This is a genomic window from Alloalcanivorax venustensis ISO4 (assembly GCF_015356855.1).
GTDB lineage: Bacteria > Pseudomonadota > Gammaproteobacteria > Pseudomonadales > Alcanivoracaceae > Alloalcanivorax > Alloalcanivorax venustensis.
Genome location: NZ_ARXR01000013.1, coordinates 1 through 14,750, shown reverse-complemented (window position 1 = coordinate 14,750; position 14,750 = coordinate 1). Strand labels below are relative to the sequence as shown.

Here is a 14,750-nt window from a genome sequence, read left to right as displayed (position 1 = left end):
ACGAAAAGGTGTCTCATGAAAAAGATGCAACGCACCCAGAGCGGTTTCACGCTGCTGGAAATCATGGTGGTGGTGGCCATTATCGGTCTGCTCGCCGCAATGATCGTGCCCAATGTGATCGGGCAGGGGGAACAGGCCAAGGTGGACATCGCCAAGACCAATATGTCGCGGGTGGTCCAGCAGCTTGATATGTACAAGTTCAACAACGGCACTTACCCGTCCACCGAAGAGGGCCTCAACGCCCTGGTGGAGCGCTCCGCATCGGCCCGCAAATGGCCCGAAGGCGGCTACCTGCCGAGCGTGCCGGAAGACCCCTGGGGCAACGAGTACGTCTACATCAGCCCCGGCGTGGACGGCCCGTTCGACCTCTACTCGCTGGGCGCCGACGGCGCGGAAGGCGGCGAGGGCACCGACGCGGACATCAGCTGGCGCGATAGCGACAACTGATGTGGCGGGCAGGGCCTGACGCCAAGCCACGCGCACACCGCCAAAGCGGCTTCACCCTGCTGGAAATCCTGGTGGTGGTGGGGCTGGTGGCCATGCTGTCCCTGGCGGTGCTGGTGGTGCCGGTGTGGGTCGACGACCAGCGCCAGCTGGACAGCGAGAGCGCCAGCCTGGCGGATACCCTCACCATGCTCAACGAGCAGAGTCTGTTTTCCGGGCGGCTGATGGCGCTGAGGGTCACGGAGCAGGGATGGACGCCGCTGACCTATGACGTGGGCGAGCGCGCCTTCGTGCCCGCCCAGGGCAACGGCCTGCAGGCCAACCGCCTGCCCGAGAGCCTGGAGCTCACCTGGCAGTATGACGACCTGCCCGACAACGAGGACGAGGAGCGGGTGTCCCTGCAGGACGCCGCCGAGCAGCTGGTCAGCGACGACCCGTTCGGCGGCGATGACCAGGGCCTGCTCGGCGACGACCGTGACGAACCGGAAGACGGACGGGACGAGGAGGAAGAGGACCAAGAGCCGCTGCCCCAGGTGTTCTTTTTCCCCAGCGGCGAGACCACGCCGATCACCTTCACGGTGCGCTCCCGGCAGGACCTGGACCTGGAAGCCCGCCGACAGATGACCGCCCTGGGCAAGGTACGCGACCCGGACCGGGACGAGGAAGAAGAGGCCCTGACCGCGCCGGATGAAAAGCCGGACGACAGCCTGATCGACGACGACTTTCTGGAGGATTGACCATGACCTCGCGCGGCCGGCAACACAGCCAGGCGGGCTTCACATTGGTGGAGGTGGTGCTCGCGGTAGCGGTGCTGGCGCTGGCCATGGTCACCCTGGGCCAGACGCTGGGCGCCAGCGCCGTGGCCTACCGCAATATCGACGACACCCGCCAGGCCTATCTGGTCGCCGCCGACAAGCTGGTGGAAATGCAGGTCTACCAGCAATGGCCCAACACCGGCACCAACGACGACCAGGTGACCCGCGGCGACCGCGAGTGGTGGGTGCGCACCACCATCAGTTCCGGGCCCTATCCGGACACCCGCCGGGTCGACATCGAAGTGGGCGAAATGCGCGACGATGACGAAGGCGATCTGGTCTACGAGCTGGCCAGCCTGATCGGCAAACCGGCCCAGGAGGGGCAGTCCCTCACCGGTGGCGAGCAGGGCGGCGGTGGTCAGCAGGGCGGCGGCGGCCAGGATATGACGGGGGGCTGATGCGCGATTCCAGGGCACGGCAGCCGGGGTTCACCCTGCTGGAAATGTTGATCACCATCGCCATCTTCGCGCTGATGTATGTGGTGGCGGTGGAATTTCTCAGCAGCGCCATGAACAACCGCGACACCCTCAGTGAGGGCGCCACCGAGCTGGAGGACGCCCAGCGCGCGGTCACCTACCTGACCCTGGATTTCGAACAGATGATCGCCCGGCCGGTGCGCGACCCCTACGGTGATCCGCAACCGGCCCTGATCGGCAACGACAACTACGTGGAATTCACCCGCCTGGGCTGGGCCAATCCCTTCGCGCTGCGCCGCCGCAGCGAAATGCAGCGCGTGGTCTACGCCTTCGAGGACGAAAAGCTCTACCGCCGCTACTGGCCGGTGCTGGACACCAACGTGGCCACCGAATTCCAGGAAGACGTGCTGCTCGACGGCGTCGCCGACTTTAAGGTCCGTTATCTCGACCAGGCGCAGACCGGCGAAGTGGGCTGGCTGGAATTCTGGCCCGAGCCGGCCCTCGCCAACACGCCGGTGTGGCAGCAGCGGCTGCCGAAAAGCGTGGAAATCGACATCGAAATGGAAGACGGGCAAACCCTGCACCGCTACTTCCGCACGGTGGTGAACCCATGGGCGTCCTGATCGTACACCCGCGCAGGGGCGGGCGGCGCCGCCAGCAGGGCATGGCGCTGATCATCGTATTGATGCTGTTCGCGATCCTGGCGGCGGTGACCACCGAGGTGATGTTCCGTCAGGACCGCTTCCGGGTGCGCACCGAGAACCTGCTCGAATGGGACAAGCGCTACCAGTACGCCATGGCCGCCGAAGTGGTGGCGGTGCAGGGGCTGATCGACGACCTGGACGAAGACCGCCGCACCAACCAGCAACTGGACGAATGCATTGAAGAGCAGTGGGCCGTGCAGCTGACGCCCACGCCCTACGAGGACGCCATCCTCAGCGCCAGCGTTCAGGACCTGCAGGGGCGCTTTAACCTGAACTGGCTGGTGGAGGCCAACGGCGCCGGCTTCACCCGCGACGACGAGGCCCGGGATATGTTGCAACGGCTGTTGCAGCAGACCCTGCCGGACCCGGGCAAGGCGAGCATCCTCGCCAACGAGATGACCGACTGGATCGACAGCAACAATATCGTCGACGCCGTGGAAGGCGCGGAAGACGCGGAATACCGCCTCAGCCGCACGCCCAACATGCCGGTGGCCCATGAAAGCGAAATGCGGGCGCTGCGCAGCTTCGAGGTGGAGGACCTGTTTCCGGACCCCACCGCCTGGGGGCTGTTCACCGCCTTGCCCAGCGACACGGCGCTGAACGTGAACACCGCGCCGTTGCCGGTGCTGGACGCGGTGCTCGGGCCGCTGGCCGGCTCCGACGCCGCCGAAGCGGTGGTGTCGCTGCGCCAGGAAGAGCCCATCGAGGACATCGGCACCCTGATGCAGCAGGAGCCGTTCAGCAGCCTGGACGCGGATCAAAAGCAGGCCCTGAGCGACCGTCTCGGGGTCGCCAGCGAGTACTTCCAGGTGATGGTGGACGTGGAAGTGGCCGGTAACCTCAGCCGTCTGGTCAGCCGGGTGCGGCGCTCCGCCGGCGGCGGCGCGGACGGCACCCGGGTGTACAGCCGCCAGGTGAAGCCGCTGCTGTCGCCGCTCGAACCCGCCTGCAATCCCTTTTACAATGCGGGCGATGACAACAACAATGTGATAGACAGTATTCCAGGGACGTAAAGGATTCTTATTGTGGCCGATTCAGCATTGATCTATCTGGCCCCGGGGGCATTTCAGGACGCACTGGCCGACGCCAGGGTGTTGTTCCAGGAAAGCCGCGCGGACAGCCCGCGCCAGGGCAGCCTGGGCGAGGCGCTGGAAGCGCTCTCCGGGCGGGCGGTGAACCTGGTGGTGACCAGCGCCGAAGCGCTGCTCACCGGCGTCACCCTGTCGCGCAAGCAGGCCCGCCATTTGCAGCGGGTGCTGCCCTATCTGCTTGAGGAGCAGTTGCTGGAAGCGCCGGAGCAGCTCTGGTTCGCGTCCGGCAAGGCCGAGCACGGCCGCTACCCGGTGGCGGTGATCAACCGGCCCAATCTGGAAGCGCTGATCGACCTGTGCCGCGAGCACCGGGTGCGCCCGCAGAGCCTGAAAGCCGACGCCGACCTGCTGGCCGCCCAGACCCCGGTGCTGATCACCGTGGAAGGGTGGGGCACGCTGATTCTGGAGCGCGACCAGGCGCTGGTGGCCGACGAAGCCCAGCGCGAAGCGGTGCTGGCGCTGCACGGCGACGACGAACTGCATTTCACCCGCCTGGAAGACCCGGCCACGCTGTGCGATCAACTGCAGGCCGCGCTGGCCGCCGATCACGGCGTGGAGATGCTGCAGGGGGCCTTTTCACAACGGCAGAACCAGGCCAGCGGCCCGTCCCCCTGGCAGCCCTGGAAACCGGTCATGGGGCTGGCCGCGGCGGTGTTCTTTATTGCCCTGGCGGCGGTCTGGGCCCAGCAGTGGCGCTACCAGAAAGCGGCCGACGAGACCTTCGCCCAGGCCGCCGAGCTGTACCAGTCACTGTTCCCCGGCGACCGCGCCACCTCCGGCCTGCGCCGCCAGTTCCAGGCGCGCCTGGCCCGTTTGGGCGGTGACGAGGACGGCGGCGGCGGGACCCTGTTCCGCGTCCTGCCGGCGGTGGCCTCGACGCTGTCGCAAAGCGAAGTGGAACCCAAGCGGCTGCAGTTCGACCAGCGCGACGGCAGCCTGCTGCTGGATCTGGGCGCCAAGGAATACAACCAGGTTGAGAAGCTGCAGGGCGCCCTCAACGAGAAAGGCGTACGCGCCACGATTGCCAACTACCGGAACGGCGCCACCGGCGTCACCGCCCGGGTGAAAGTGGAGCAGGCGGGATGAATAAGAATCTGCAACAGGCACGGGAAAAACTGGATGCCAAACTGGCGCCGGCCCGGGCCTGGTACGAGCAACGGGAACCCCGCGAACAGCGCATTCTGCAGGTCCTGGCGCTGCTGGTGGCGGCGGCGCTGGTGTACTGGCTGATCTGGCAGCCGGCCTGGGACGCCCGCGACGCGGCCCGCCAGCGCTATCTGGCCAACCAGGAAACCCTGGCGTGGATTGAAAGCAACGCGGACGCGGTGCGCGCGGCCCGTGGTGGCGGCGGCAATACCGGTGCCGACCTGGGCCCCAACTGGACCAGCAATATCAGCCGTTCGGTGCAGTCCTACGGGCTGACCCTGCGTGGCTTCACGCCGGACGGTAACCGTTCGGTGCGCATCCAGATGGAAAATCAGCCCGCCAGCGAGATGCTGCTCTGGCTGCAGGCCATGGAGGAAAAGGGCCTGACCCTGGCGACCATGGAAATGAGCGCCGGCGACAAACCGGGCACCGCCTCCCTGCGTGCCACCCTGGCGCGCTGATCCGTGGCGAAAAAAGCCACCCGCAAAAAAGCCCCGCGACGGCCCGCCGGCGCCCCAGGCGCCACCGGCGCGGCCGCGCTCACCGCCTGGTTCTGCTACGCGCTGACCACGGTGGTGCTGGCCCTGGGGGTCACCTGGGCCCTCTACGCCCAGGCCGATTACGGCTACGCCTTCTGGTATAAAACGCTGGATATCGACCGGCACATCGAGCAGTACGGCCCCCTGAACCGGTTCCAGCGGGCGGATTTCGAGGCGCTGGACGCCGACCAGCACATGGAGCTGTTTCACCGCATCCGGGTGGCGGTACACGACGGTGGCGAGGGGCTGGCGTCGATCCGCTATCCGGACCGCCAGGGCACGCCGGTGACCCTGCTGCGGCCCGCCGAAGTGCAACACCTGCGCGACGTCGCCCATCTTATCGACAGCGGTCGCTGGGCCCTGGCGGTGGCCTTCCTGGTCTGGCTGCCGCTGGCCGCCGGGGTGGCCCGCCGGCCTGCGCCGGATTGGCGGCGGCGGGCGCTGGTCGCTGTGACCCCGTTGCTGGCTATGGTAGTTTGGCTGCTCGTTTCCGGGCCTGAAGCGGTGTTCTACCAGTTCCATATCTGGCTGTTTCCCGCCGACCATGAGTGGTTCTTCTACTGGCAGGACTCATTGATGAGCACGCTGATGAAGGCGCCGGTGCTGTTTGGCGGCATTGCCGTGGTGCTCGTGGGGGGCACCCTGGTTCTCACGCCGTTGTTCTACCGTGGCGGTCTCTGGCTGATCGGGCGCCTGCGCCGCGGCCCACTCTGATAATTAGATATTCATGAGCATAGATGTATTGGCCGCCGACGAGCGCGGCGACGAGAACGTGCAACGCTGGCTGGCTTCCGGCTTGCCGGTGCCGCCGAGCTGGCGTATTTCCCGCCAGGCCGTGCTGGAGCAGGACACCGACGGCCTGGTGCGCCGGCTGCGCGCCTTGCCGCGCATGTTCAACGGCGAGCGTTACTGGGTGCTGCACCAGGGGGCCATGAACGCGGAGTCCCAGCGCGAGAGCCTGCTCAACCTGGATTCCGACGAAGCCCTGGCGGCGGCCCTGACCACGGTGTTCGACCGCGACCCGGCCCCCGAGCAGGTGGTGGTGCAGGCGCTGCCCCGCCAGCGTGCCGCCGGGGTGCTGTTCACCCGCCACCCGCTGCGTCAGGATCTGCCGCACATGGTGGTGGAAGGCGTGGCCGAAGGCGGCGCCGAACGGCAGCGCCTGATTTTCGATGAGGACGGGCGCCTGGTGTATCGCGCCGACAGCGACGCGGTGGCCCTGGATCAGGCGGTGCCCGCGTCCCAGTTGCTGGCGCTTGGCGAGCAACTCAAACGGGGCTTCGAACGGCCCCAGGCCGGCGAATGGATCCACGACGGCGAGCGGCTGTGGTTGCTGCAGACCCTGCCGGTGGGCTCGCTGCCGGTGCCCAAGGAAGTCTGGACCCGCCGCGCCACCCCGGCCCTGTTCAACCAGGCGCTGACCCCGCTCTGGTACACCCTGGCCGGGCGCTGGCTGAAGACCCATTTCTGGCGACGCCTGGTTGAGAAGCACGGCTGGGACGATCTCGCGCGGATCGAACCCTACCGCCGCCAGCAAAGCCACCTCTACACCAACAGCGAATTTTTCCGCCGCCTGCGCGAGCACCATCCCGGCGCGGCGGCCAAGGTGCCGCCCGCCTGGCAACCGCTGGAAAGCGTGGCCGGCTACCCCGGCGCCGGCAAACCGGCCGGGCGGCTGCAGCATTGGCGGCAGAGCGGCGAACTGGCGGTGATCGGCCGGCGGCTCAAGGGCTGGCGGGCGCAGCACCGGGACCGCGAACGCCTTTGGCGCAGCCTGATGGAACTGGACCGTATCGGCGAGCGTCTCGCCGCCCAGGAGGGTGCGCTGGCCTATCTGTCGCTGCCCGACCGCCTGCTCGCCGAGCGCGACCCGGTTCCTCTGGCGCTGCTGCTCAGCGAGGTGGAAATGGCCGCCCTGCGGGCGGTGCTGGCCGGCGACCGGAGCGCGCTCGAGGCCAGCCGCCTGCGCACCGGGGCGGACCCGGTGCACGCCCCGCTGTGCGACCAGCCGGCGCAGTTCCAGAGCCTGCGCACGCCGGCGCGGCCGCCGACACTGCACGAAGAGATTCCGCCGCACCTGGATCAAAGCCTGTTGCGGCTGGCGCGGCGCGCCCGCGGGCTGCGCTTCGCCGTCGGTAACCGGCTGCGCACCCTGTTGGTGGACGTGGCCGCGCTGCTGGTGCGCGACAAGTTGCTCGCCCACCCGGACGACGTCTTCTTTCTCTACTTCGACGAGCTCTGGGAACTGTGGATGCAGGGCAGGGTGCCGGCGTCCGCCTCCGGCGACGTGATCGGGCAACGCAAGGTGCGCTACCTGGAAGACGCCCACGCCGGCGCCCCGGACTGGAAGATGGACCGCATCGGCTTCGGCTTCGGCGGCGGTGGCCGGCTCAGCCCGGTACTGCGCGGCGCCACCCTGGTGCCCGGCACCGCCAGCGGCCCGGTGCGCCGCCTGTGCAGCGCCTGGGCCCTGAACCGGCTGCAACCCGGCGACATCGTCGTGGTGGACCAGGTCGACCCCAGCTGGGCCCCCTGGCTGGTCCAGGCCGCCGGCCTGGTGATCACCGGCCGCGACCCCGCCAACGTCGCCGCCAGCCTCGCGGTCGCCTGCGCCATCCCCGCGGTCTGGGACGTCAGCGACGTTATGCACAGCGTCGTTGACGGAACGTGCGCCACGCTCGATGAGCGTGGCGAGTTAATAGTTAACAGCGAGAGCAGTTAACAGTTAACAGTGAAAAGTTAATAGTGGCGCGGGTGGGGCCGAGGGAACGTAAAGGCCGTGCCCGCGCTGCTTTTGTAAGCGGCAAGACTTCCCGCCACCCCAGAAGCGCGGGCACGGCCCAGGAATCAGCCCGCGATCCCACCCGCGAACTGTTCACTGTTAACTCTTAACTATTAACTGTCTTCAATGTATCCGAGGAGGTGCGGCACCATCTTCTCGATGTCCTTGCGTGACATGCCTTTACGCGCCGCGTAGTCGTCCATCTGGTCCTTGCCGAGCTTGCCGGTGCCGAAGTATTTGGATTCCGGGTGGGAGAAGTACCAGCCGGACACCGCCGCCGCCGGGAACATGGCGTAGTGTTCGGTGAGCGTCATGCCGGCGTTTTTCTCCGGCTCCAGCAGTTCCCACAGCAGGCTTTTCTCGGTGTGGTCCGGGCAGGCGGGGTAGCCCGGCGCCGGGCGGATGCCGCGATACTTTTCGGAAATAATGTCCTGGTTGCTGAGCGTTTCGTCGCTGTCGTAGCCCCAGAATTCCTTGCGCACCCGTTCGTGCAGGCGTTCCGCGAAGGCTTCGGCGAGACGGTCCGCCAACGCCTTGATCATGATCGAGGAGTAGTCGTCGTGGTCGGCTTCGAAGCGCTGCACGTGCTCGTCGATGCCGATGCCGGCGGTGACCGCGAAGCCGCCCAGCCAGTCGGTCTTGCCGCTTTCCTTCGGGGCGATGAAATCGCTCAGGCAGTAGTCCGGTTTCTGGTTCTTGCTGCGGTCCAGCTGCTGGCGCAGATGGTGCAGCGTCATGAACGGCTGATCGTCGCCGGGCTGTCGGTACAGATGGATGTCGTCCATGTCGGAATGGGCGGGCCAGAAGCCGATCACGCCGCGGGCGGTGAGCCACTTTTCGTTGACGATTTTATCCAGCATCTCGCGGGCGTCGTTGTAGAGCTTGGTGGCTTCCACGCCGACCACTTCGTCTTCCAGGATGCGCGGGAACTTGCCGGCCAGCTCCCAGGAACGGAAGAAGGGCGTCCAGTCGATGCGCTCCACCAGCTCGTCGAGGGGGTACTCCTCGAACACCTTGAGGCCTTTAACCTTCGGCTCCGGCGGCGTGTAGTTGTCCCAGTCCGGCTGGAAACGGTGCTCGCGGGCCTGCTCGATGCTGATCAGCGAGCGGTCCACCTGCTGCTGCTTGCGGCGTACGCGCAGGTCCTCGTAGGTCTGTTTGATCTCCGCCACATAGTCCGCTTTCTGGGTTTTCGACAGCAGGCGTGAGGCGACGCCCACGGCCCGGGAGGCGTCCGCCACGTGGATCACCGGGTTGTGGTAATTGGGGTCGATCTTCACCGCGGTATGAATCCGGCTGGTGGTGGCGCCGCCGATCATCAGCGGCTGCTCCATGCCCAGGCGCTCCATCTCACTGGCCACGTGCACCATCTCGTCCAGCGACGGGGTGATCAGGCCGGACAGGCCGACGATGTCCACCTTCTCCTGGCGGGCGGTTTCCAGAATCTTGTCGCAGGGCACCATCACGCCCAGGTCGACCACGTCGTAGCCGTTGCACTGCAGCACCACGCCGACGATGTTCTTGCCGATGTCGTGCACATCGCCTTTCACCGTGGCCATCAGAATCTTGCCGTTGGCCTCATCCTGGGTGCCGAGCTCTTCCTTCTCTTTTTCCATGTAGGGCAGCAGGTAGGCCACCGCCTTTTTCATCACGCGGGCGGACTTCACCACCTGGGGCAGGAACATCTTGCCTTCGCCGAACAGGTCGCCGACCACGTTCATGCCGTCCATCAGCGGGCCTTCGATCACGTGCAGCGGGCGCTCCGCGTTCTGGCGTGCCAGCTCGGTGTCCTCTTCCACGTAATCGGCGATGCCTTTCACCAGGGCGTGCTCCAGGCGTTGCTCCACCGGCCAGGAACGCCACTCCTGGTCTTCCTTCTTGGCTTCTTTTTCGCCGGAGCCTTTGTACTTCTCGGCCAGGTCGAGCAGCCGCTCGGTGCCGTCGTCGCGGCGGTTGAGCACCACGTCTTCCACCGCGTCGCGCAGTTCGTCGGGGATGTCCGCGTAGATCGCCAGCTGCGACGGATTGACGATGCCCATGTCCATGCCGTTTTTGATGGCGTAGTACAGGAACACCGCGTGGATCGCTTCGCGCACCGGGTTGTTGCCCCGGAACGAGAAGCTGACGTTGGACACGCCGCCGGAGATCATCGCGTGGGGCAGGGTGCGCTTGATTTCCGCCACCGCCTCGATGAAATCCACCGCGTAGTTGTTGTGTTCCTCGATGCCGGTGGCGATGGCGAAGATGTTGGGGTCGAAAATAATGTCTTCCGGCGGGAAGCCCACTTCCTCGGTGAGCAACTTATAGGCGCGCGTACAGATGCGGACTTTTTCGTCGCGGCTTTCCGCCTGGCCGTCCTCGTCGAACGCCATCACCACGGTGGCGGCGCCGTAGCGGCGGATCAGCCGGGCCTGGTCGAGGAAGGCTTTCTCGCCTTCCTTCAGCGAGATGGAGTTGACCACGCCCTTGCCCTGGATGCATTTCAGGCCCGCTTCGATCACCTCCCACTTGGAGGAGTCGATCATGATCGGCACCTTGGAGATTTCCGGCTCCGCGGCCACCAGGTTGAGGAAGCGCACCATGCACTCCTTCGACTCCAACATGCCTTCGTCCATGTTGATGTCGATGATCTGGGCGCCGTTCTCCACCTGGTCGCGGGCCACGTCCAGGGCGGTGTCGTAATCCTCTTCCTTGATCAGACGCAGGAAGCGCTTCGAGCCGGTCACGTTGGTGCGCTCACCGACATTCACGAACAGGTCGCCCGGGGCAATGTTGCAGGGCTCCAGGCCGGAGAGGCGGCAGTGCACCGGTATTTCGGGCAGCCGGCGGGGCGCCTTGCCGCGCACCGCCTCGGCGATCGCCGCGATGTGTTCCGGGGTGGTGCCACAGCAGCCGCCGATGATGTTCAGAAAGCCCGAGTCCGCCCACTCGCCGATCTCGCGGGCCATGGTGTCGGCGTCCAGGTCGTACTCGCCCATCTCGTTGGGCAGGCCGGCGTTGGGGTGGGCGGAGACGTGGAACTCGCTGATCCGCGACAGTTCTTCCACATAGGTGCGCAGTTCCATCGGCCCCAGGGCACAGTTCAGCCCCATGGAAATCGGCCGGGCGTGGCGCAGCGAGTTGTAGAACGCCTCGGTGGTCTGGCCGGTCAGCGTCCGTCCGGAGGCGTCGGTGATGGTCCCGGAGATCATCACCGGCAGATCCAGGCCTTTCTCGTAGCAGTACTGATCCACGGCGAACACCGCCGCCTTGGCATTGAGGGTATCGAAGATGGTTTCGATCAGGATCAGATCGACGCCGCCTTCCACCAGGCCGTCGACGGCGTCCAGATAGGACGCCACCAGCCGGTCGAAATCGGTGTTGCGGTAACCCGGGTCATTCACGTCCGGGCTGATGCTGGCCGTGCGGTTGGTGGGGCCGAGCACGCCGGCGACGAAACGCGGCCGCTCCGGGGTGGCGACGGCATCCGCGGCGCGGCGCGCCACCCGGGCGGCGGCCACATTGATGTCCCTTGCCAGATCTTGCATATCATAGTCCGCCATGGCGATGGCGGTACTGTTGAAGGAGTTGGTCTCGATGATATCGGCGCCGGCGTTCAGATAATCACGGTGCAGTTGTTCGATCATCTCCGGCTGGGTGATGCTCAGCAGGTCGTTGTTGCCCTTCAGGTCGGAAGGCCAGTCCGCGTACTGGCTGCCGCGATACTGCGCTTCGGAGAGCTCCAGGCGCTGGATCATCGTGCCCATGCCGCCGTCGAGAATGACGATTCGCTCCCGGAGGAGGGCGGTGAGTTGTTCGCGGCGGTTCGAGGACATGCAAGGCTCCGTCATTGTGTGGCCCGTGGAAAACCGGGGCGCGCATTATACCGGCTGTGGCCGGGTTACCCAACGTGGCAGGTGCGTTATACTCCCGCCCATCGAACAGCGCCGCTCTCCCGCGGCGGTTTAGGACAGTGTAAGGGGAGTTTGATGCGTCGTACCGTGATCGTAGTGCTGGCTTTGGCCGGCTTCGCTTTTCTGTGGCGCGTGGTGCCGCACGATTTCAATATGACGCCGATGGGGGCGCTGGCGTTGTTCGCCGGGGCCTATTTGCGCCAACCCCTGGCCCGGGTACTGGTGCCGCTCGCCACCCTGGTGGCGTCCGATCTGATTCTCGGCTTCCATGATACCGCGTTGTACGTCTACGGCGCCTTCGCCGTGATCGCCCTGGGCGGGGTGCTGCTGCGCCGACGGGGCCTGCTGGCCCACACCGGCGGCGCGGTGGCGGCGGCACTGCTGTTCTACGCTGTCACCAACTTCGGTGTCTGGGCCGCCGGCGTGCTGTATCCGGCGGACGCTTCCGGCCTGCTGGCCAGCTACGCCGCCGGTCTGCCGTTCCTGTGGAAGACCCTGGCCGGCAATGTGTTTTTCACCGTGCTCTTTTTCGCTGTTTTCCAGCTGGTGGAGCGCTACCAGCCGCACACACAGAGCACCGAATCCCGTTGATCGAGGCCCGCGGCAAGCTCTGTTCGCGTTGGCTTGCCGTGGCCACCCGTACGTTCAAAGCGATATCCCCGGGTACCGGATCGACAATCACTTCGAGGAGGAATAATGCGTAAAAATTGGTTGGCCCTGGCGTGCGGCGTGGCGGTAATGCCGGCGATGGTTCACGCCCAGGAAGCGGAGCAGGAGAGTGCTCAGGAGCGCGCCTGGGACATCGAAACGGAGGCGTCCTACCTCCTCTCGCGGGGCAACAGCGAATCCGAGTCGATTGTCGGCAAGGTCAACGCCGCCCATGACGGCGTCAACTGGCGCCAGACCGCCAAGGCGGAAGCCGTCAACACCATGAGCGATAACGATGACGGCGAGGAAGAGCGCACCGCGGAACGCTACTACGCCTCCTACAAGCTCGACCGCAAACTGACCGACAACAACTATCTGTTCAACGTGCTGACCTACGACAAAGACAACTTCTCGGGGTTCCAGTATCAGGCCAGCTACGCGCTCGGTCTCGGTCGCCGCTTCCTGGAAACGCCGGCGCACACCCTGGACCTTGAAGCCGGTCCCGGTTACCGCGTGGAGTGTCTGGAGCCGGAGGATTCCTATACCGGCTGTGACAACAAGGATGAAAGCGTGATCGCCCGTTTCGCCGGCAACTACAAATGGACGATCAGCGAAAACGCTTCCTTCCGTCAGGCGGTTTCCACGGAAGTGGGCGAGGACAATACCTCGGTGCGTTCCGAAACGTCCCTGACCTCGAAGATCAACGATCACTTCGCCATGCGCCTGAGCCACCTGGTGACCCGTGATTCCGAAGTGCCTGACGGCACCCACAACACCGATCAGGAAACCAGTGTGTCGCTGGTCTACACCTTCTGATTGCCGATCGCCAGGCAATAAAAAAGCCGACCCGAGGGTCGGCTTTTTTAATTTGGTCGGAGTAGCAGGATTCGAACCTGCGACCCCTACGTCCCGAACGTAGTGCTCTACCAGGCTGAGCTATACTCCGAATGTGCGGCGTATTCTAGCAGCGAAATTTGAGAATGCCACCGTTTTAACCCGGCGGATGTACCGGTTGCGCATATTCTGGCCAAAGCCGGGTGCCACGGGCACAATGCGCGCTTCCTGAGCTTGCTCCCACACTGATTATGGCCGAAGCCAACCTGGGCCCGCTGGCCCTGAAACGCTGGCCGCACCGACGCGGCGACCCCTTGCTGCCGTTCGACGCGGCGGACCGCTATCTGCTCAAACAACTCGACGAGCACCGGCGCGGGCCGGCCACGCTGGTCCTCAACGACCAGTGCGGCGCCCTCTGGCTCACCGCCGCCGCGTCCGGCCCGGCCTGGAGCGCCGGCGACGACTGGCTGTGCTGGCGCGCCGCCGTCGCCAACGCCGAAGATAACGGCCGCGCGGACCCCGGCGACGCCTGGCTGTGGCCCTGGCAAGCGCCGCCCCGGGCGCCGGATCAGGTGCTGTTGAGATTGCCCAAGGCGGTCTCCCTGCTGGAAGCGCAGCTCGCCTGGCTGGCGGACGGCCTGCCGGCGGGCACCCCGGTATGGCTGGCGGGCATGGACAAGCATCTGCCGGCGCAACTGGTGCCGCTGCTGGAACACTGGCTCGGCAACGGCCGCGCCGGGCTCGGCTGGAAAAAGGCGCGGCTGTTCACCGTCGAAGCGCCCGGCGCCGCCCGGCGCGATGCGCCGGAACCGGCCCGCGTGGCCGTTCCCGAGCGCGGCTGGACCCTGCAGGCCGGCCCCGGCGTATTCGGCCGCCGTCATCTGGATATCGGCGCCCGCTTCCTGCTCGACCACCTGCCCACCGGCGTCAGCGGCGAGGTGGCCGACCTGGGCTGCGGCAACGGCGTACTCGGGCTGAGCCTGGCGGCGGACAACCCGGCGGCGCGGGTCACCTTCTGCGACGTCTCCTTCCTGGCGGTGGAAAGCGCCCGCACCAACGTGGTCGACCACGACCCGCAACCGGAGCGCCACCACTTCCACCTGGGCAACGGCCTGGAAGGCATCGACAAGCAGTTCGATCTGATTCTGCTCAACCCGCCGTTCCACCGCGGCCACGCGGTGGACGACCGGGTCGCCCGCGGCCTGTTCCGCCAGGCCGCCCGTCGGCTCGCCCCCGGCGGCGAACTCCGGGTGGTCGCCAACCAGCACCTCGGCTACCAGCGGCCGCTCGGCAAGCTGTTCCCACGCGTGGACACCGTGGCCCGCAACGCCAAGTTCGTCATCTTTCGGTGCATTAAAGGCAGCCCTTAGTGGGAGTGCACTGTCCATCAGGGGCGAGGTACCGGGCAGGGTTGTAGGAGCGGGCCCAGCCCGCGAAA

13 protein-coding genes and 1 tRNA gene are annotated in these 14,750 nt (G+C 66.2%); 12 read left to right on the top strand and 2 right to left on the bottom strand.

Annotated elements, in window-relative coordinates; all coding sequences use genetic code 11:
* Positions 1-15: 15 nt before the first annotated feature.
* The 9 genes from gspG to ISO4_RS09265 are packed head-to-tail and all read left to right on the top strand — an operon-like array spanning position 16 to position 7,877.
* Entirely contained in the window at positions 16-447 is a 432-nt protein-coding gene (gene gspG / locus ISO4_RS09305; RefSeq protein ID WP_194856019.1) for a type II secretion system major pseudopilin GspG, read from the top strand.
* Positions 447-1,181 carry a type II secretion system protein gene (locus ISO4_RS09300; RefSeq protein ID WP_194856018.1) on the top strand — a complete coding sequence of 245 codons (735 nt, stop codon included), beginning with the start codon at positions 447-449 and terminating at the stop codon, positions 1,179-1,181. The genes gspG and ISO4_RS09300 overlap by 1 nt, the downstream gene beginning before the upstream one ends.
* 2 nt (positions 1,182-1,183) lie before the next feature.
* Positions 1,184-1,657 (top strand): type II secretion system minor pseudopilin GspI, encoded by a 474-nt coding sequence (gene gspI, locus ISO4_RS09295; protein ID WP_142948766.1) that lies wholly within the window; start codon positions 1,184-1,186, stop codon positions 1,655-1,657.
* The gene (gene gspJ, locus ISO4_RS09290; RefSeq protein ID WP_142948765.1) at positions 1,657-2,298 is read left to right on the top strand and encodes a type II secretion system minor pseudopilin GspJ; all 642 of its coding nucleotides are present in this window, start codon (positions 1,657-1,659) and stop codon (positions 2,296-2,298) included. The genes gspI and gspJ overlap by 1 nt, the downstream gene beginning before the upstream one ends.
* Positions 2,286-3,392, top strand: coding sequence for a type II secretion system minor pseudopilin GspK (gspK, locus tag ISO4_RS09285; protein WP_194856017.1), 1,107 nt, complete (start codon positions 2,286-2,288; stop codon positions 3,390-3,392). Before gspJ ends, gspK begins: the two co-directional genes overlap by 13 nt.
* 12 nt (positions 3,393-3,404) lie before the next feature.
* Complete coding sequence (gene gspL, locus ISO4_RS09280; RefSeq protein WP_142948764.1) at positions 3,405-4,556, top strand: type II secretion system protein GspL; 1,152 nt, start codon at positions 3,405-3,407, stop codon at positions 4,554-4,556.
* A complete protein-coding gene (gspM, locus tag ISO4_RS09275) occupies positions 4,553-5,077 on the top strand; it encodes a type II secretion system protein GspM (protein ID WP_142948763.1) in 525 nt (174 codons plus the stop codon). Before gspL ends, gspM begins: the two co-directional genes overlap by 4 nt.
* 3 nt (positions 5,078-5,080) lie before the next feature.
* Positions 5,081-5,869, top strand: a complete 789-nt coding sequence (locus tag ISO4_RS09270; protein ID WP_194856016.1) for a lipoprotein intramolecular transacylase Lit — start codon at positions 5,081-5,083, stop codon at positions 5,867-5,869.
* Between the two features lie 13 nt (positions 5,870-5,882).
* Complete coding sequence (locus ISO4_RS09265) at positions 5,883-7,877, top strand: PEP-utilizing enzyme (protein ID WP_194856015.1); 1,995 nt, start codon at positions 5,883-5,885, stop codon at positions 7,875-7,877.
* Positions 7,878-8,050: 173 nt separating this feature from the next.
* On the opposite strand, the gene metH is transcribed toward ISO4_RS09265, so the two are convergent.
* Positions 8,051-11,752 (bottom strand): methionine synthase, encoded by a 3,702-nt coding sequence (gene metH, locus ISO4_RS09260; protein ID WP_194856014.1) that lies wholly within the window; start codon positions 11,750-11,752, stop codon positions 8,051-8,053.
* Between the two features lie 153 nt (positions 11,753-11,905).
* Between metH and ISO4_RS09255 the strand changes: the two genes are divergently transcribed.
* Both ISO4_RS09255 and ISO4_RS09250 read left to right on the top strand, forming a co-directional pair.
* Positions 11,906-12,421, top strand: coding sequence for a DUF6580 family putative transport protein (locus ISO4_RS09255; protein WP_194856013.1), 516 nt, complete (start codon positions 11,906-11,908; stop codon positions 12,419-12,421).
* Positions 12,422-12,526: 105 nt separating this feature from the next.
* The gene (locus ISO4_RS09250) at positions 12,527-13,294 is read left to right on the top strand and encodes a DUF481 domain-containing protein (protein WP_142948758.1); all 768 of its coding nucleotides are present in this window, start codon (positions 12,527-12,529) and stop codon (positions 13,292-13,294) included.
* Positions 13,295-13,347: 53 nt separating this feature from the next.
* On the opposite strand, the gene ISO4_RS09245 is transcribed toward ISO4_RS09250, so the two are convergent.
* Positions 13,348-13,424 (bottom strand) — tRNA-Pro (locus ISO4_RS09245).
* Between the two features lie 139 nt (positions 13,425-13,563).
* Here ISO4_RS09245 and ISO4_RS09240 point away from each other — a divergent pair.
* Positions 13,564-14,682 (top strand): methyltransferase, encoded by a 1,119-nt coding sequence (locus ISO4_RS09240; protein ID WP_194856012.1) that lies wholly within the window; start codon positions 13,564-13,566, stop codon positions 14,680-14,682.
* Positions 14,683-14,750: the final 68 nt, after the last annotated feature.